We start from the raw sequence: 3,078 nt of genomic DNA, 5'->3' as shown, positions 1-3,078 counted from the left end.
GCCAGGGGGGCTCGTCAGATTGCTCGAATGGCAGCACGGCGATCGATGGTTTTTCGGGCACAGCGAGCGCGGCGGGGTGCGGAGGCTCATAGGGCGGCGTGGCCGTACGGGTGACCGGCGGGCCGGCATAGCGATAGCCGCGACGCGGAAGCGTCTCTATCCAGCGCCCGCCGCCGCCCTGCTCGAGCGCGCGGCGAAGTGCCGCGATCTGCACCGTGAGATTACTGTCCTCGACCGCAAGTCCCGGCCATGCGGCCTCGATTAGGGCATCCTTGCTGACCGGCGACGCGGCGCGCTCAAGTAACAGGCGCAACAACGAGGCGCCCCGCTGGCCAAGTGGACTTGGCTCGCCGTCGTAAAGAAGCGCTCCGGTGGCGGCGTCGAGCGCAAAGGAACCGAAGCGGTATGTCGCGGGCAGCTGGGTCATTTCGGCGATATTTTGCAACAATTTCGGCTGCGTTTCACGACTTTCGGACGACAAAAAGCCACCTTGGGGCTCCCATTGCAATCTGGAGAGCCATGATGAGCCGACAGCCGATCATCCGACGACCAAACGAGGGAAAAGGCGTTAAGCTTGCCGGCCAGCCAATGACCTTTTTGGTCACCGGCAATGACACCAAGCACACCTCGATGTTCGAATGGTCCATTCCACCGGGCTTTTCCACCGGCCTGCATGTCCATCGCGTGCAGGAGGAGACGTTTTACGTACTAGAGGGAGATTGCGACTGGCAGGTCGGCAACGAACGCGTGCGCGCCACGCCAGGCACTTACCTGTTCCTGCCACCCGGCGTACCGCACAACATTGGTAACGCCTCAGATAAGATCGCGCGCGTACTGATGACGGTGTCGCCGCCAGGGCACGAGCGCTATTTCGAAGAACTCGCGGAAACGGTGGCCCGTGGCGGCGCGGCAGATCCGGCGGCGATTTCTGAGTTGCGAGCCCGCTATGACACCGATCAGCTATCGGCACTCAGAAAGTGAGCTTCGTCTCATTTGGGTCAAAGGCTGCCCTCGGAAGCCAGCATGCCCTTGGTCGGTTAACCCTCGGAAGTGGACATCACCGCGCTCATAGCTGAGGTCAGCCGCGGGCCAACAGCAGTCACCGTCAGCATTGTGATTAATCGTCACTGAAGGCCAAACGAGCATTGGGTCGTGAAGTCGTGATCTTCTATTAGAAGGGCCCGTGGTAGGTTGAATTATGCCCAGCCCTGAGCCACCAAGGGACGTGCCGAAGTCGCTCACCGACGATGCAACCGCTACAGCACCACGCATCGTCAATGGCTTGACGGTCCGTCCGCCCAAGAAAGTCAACGTGTGGCTATTCGGGCTTCTTTTACTGCCAGATTTCGTGGTACTCCCCGTTCTCGCCGGTCTCGGCATGCATCGGTTGCTGCGATACCTAGACACCCGGCGAAAGAAGACCAACGAGACATGATTTACGCAACGGGTCAAAGGCTGCCCTCGAAGCCAGCATGACCTTGGTTGGGTCATCTCTCGGAAGCGGACATCGCCGCGCTTAGGGCTGAGGTCAGCCACGGGCGACAAGCGGAAAATCCCGCCCTCTGCTTCTCAGGGAGCCGCAACCGTAACCGTTTCTTCGATGATCTTCGGCTTCCCACTTTCGCTTGTCAGTATGGATGAGTAATAGCCGCGAAAAGGCCGGTCTCCTAACTTGGCTTGCCATGTTCCGGCGTTGAAGACAAAGGAGCCTTCGGGACGCGAGACGGTTCTTTGAACCGAATAGTCATGCAGTCCGAGCTTGAGGGCGTCGCTGAAACTCTGGCGAATGGCCTCCCGCCCTTGAAAGATGCCGCTGGGCGTAACGCGTATCGCGTTTTCGGCAAACGTCGCGGCCATAGCGTCCAGATCAGCTCTATTGTACGCTTCTGAAAACTGCTTGTGCATCTCGTCCATGACGGCAGCATCAAGCGCCCCACCCGCGGTCAAAGTGCGCGGAATAGCAATCAGCAGGCAAAGGATAAAAGTCGCTGATTTGAACGCCATGTTCCCTCCGGTGCGTTTAGTTTTCGTCGCTTCATAGGGCTTCGGTCCGTTCGTCAACCGACCGCAGTCGGCTGGCGGAGATTTCCCTCGCCGACGTTGAGGTACGTTACGCGATGGTGGGGATTTCTGAGGTTCAAAGGTCCGTGTTGGGTCAATCGCGTCGGTCTGCGCCTGAGGTTAGGACTTCCGGTTCAACCCCGGCACCTGCCATGTCGCAACACTGGGCGAGCTGACGCGAAGGGCCAACAGCCGACGTCAGCGAAAATGCCACAAATCTACATTTGGCCTTTAACATCGCTTCAAGCCTTCTTCGCTAAAGGTGTGTGCGTGCCTTCTCATGCAACCAACAGGCCACCCTTGAGCAACGGTTCCAGCTCGGCCGGCTTCGACAGCCGCCAGCTTTGTCTTTGGCTGGCGACACTTTCGCCGGGCGATCTGTCCCTCAACGAGGCCGCCGCAGCTCGTTTTGGGGGCACGATGACAACGGGTGTGGGCAGCGCCAATGATGCGTTGTGGTCGCAGATGCTGCGCGCAGGTTGGACGCAGCAGATCACGACCGATGCCCTATCCATACCGGGCGTATCAAGCACCTACATGCTCACCGAGACCGGCGCCCGCGCCGTGACGAAGGCGCTTGCTGAACTCGTCTCCTGGAATTCCCACATCTTGGAGGCATTCAACCGCTTCGACCTCAAGAGCGCGCCAGAGCACGTTCGACGATTGTGCAGCCTCTTTGGCCGATTAACTGTTCGAGCAGCGGCTCAACTCGCCATCGCAAAAGCGGCGAAGCCCGCAACCGAAGATGCTCAAGTTCGGCAGCGTGACTGCATTCTTACTCTTGACGAGATAAACAAGGGTGTCCTGACGGCCGGGCAATACATCATTGAATCCCTCGCGCTTGGCCCCGAAAGTGATGTTGGACGTGATCGCTTGGAGCGGGTGAGCAAAGGCCTGCGCTATGCTGAACAGTGCTTGGACGGAGCGGGCGACCGAGATGCGTTTTGATGGAGCCATTTGGAATGCAGGATGAGCAATGGCCGCCCGAGAGCATCATCGAGATGATGACAAAGCTAA

Annotated in this window: 4 protein-coding genes; 2 read left to right on the top strand and 2 right to left on the bottom strand. The window is 59.1% G+C overall.

Annotation, left to right across the window (positions count from 1 at the left end; all coding sequences use genetic code 11):
* Positions 1 to 427, bottom strand: a 427-nt coding sequence (locus Q0687_RS28805; RefSeq protein ID WP_298884753.1) for a winged helix-turn-helix domain-containing protein, incomplete at its 3' end; no start/stop codon positions are given.
* Between the two features lie 95 nt (positions 428 to 522).
* Between Q0687_RS28805 and Q0687_RS28800 the strand changes: the two genes are divergently transcribed.
* Positions 523 to 981, top strand: coding sequence for a cupin domain-containing protein (locus Q0687_RS28800; protein WP_298884750.1), 459 nt, complete (start codon positions 523 to 525; stop codon positions 979 to 981).
* Between the two features lie 588 nt (positions 982 to 1,569).
* On the opposite strand, the gene Q0687_RS28795 is transcribed toward Q0687_RS28800, so the two are convergent.
* Positions 1,570 to 2,004 carry a nuclear transport factor 2 family protein gene (locus Q0687_RS28795; RefSeq protein WP_298884746.1) on the bottom strand — a complete coding sequence of 145 codons (435 nt, stop codon included), beginning with the start codon at positions 2,002 to 2,004 and terminating at the stop codon, positions 1,570 to 1,572.
* Between the two features lie 264 nt (positions 2,005 to 2,268).
* Here Q0687_RS28795 and Q0687_RS28790 point away from each other — a divergent pair, with 264 nt between their 5' ends.
* Positions 2,269 to 3,009 carry a hypothetical protein gene (locus Q0687_RS28790; protein ID WP_298884743.1) on the top strand — a complete coding sequence of 247 codons (741 nt, stop codon included), beginning with the start codon at positions 2,269 to 2,271 and terminating at the stop codon, positions 3,007 to 3,009.
* Positions 3,010 to 3,078 lie beyond the last annotated feature (69 nt).

It is taken from the genome of uncultured Bradyrhizobium sp., from assembly GCF_936928535.1.
In the GTDB taxonomy this organism is placed as follows: Bacteria; Pseudomonadota; Alphaproteobacteria; order Rhizobiales; family Xanthobacteraceae; genus Bradyrhizobium.
The sequence above is the reverse complement of the archived record's forward strand: the minus strand, read 5'-3'. Positions and strand labels throughout refer to the sequence as shown.

Excerpts from the sequence above, each read along its gene's own strand:
- Q0687_RS28800 (WP_298884750.1), top strand. The coding sequence starts at position 523 with ATGAGCCGACAGCCGATCATCCGACGACCAAACGAGGGAAAAGGCGTT.
- Q0687_RS28795 (WP_298884746.1), bottom strand. The coding sequence starts at position 2,004 with ATGGCGTTCAAATCAGCGACTTTTATCCTTTGCCTGCTGATTGCTATT.
- Q0687_RS28790 (WP_298884743.1), top strand. The coding sequence starts at position 2,269 with ATGCCACAAATCTACATTTGGCCTTTAACATCGCTTCAAGCCTTCTTC.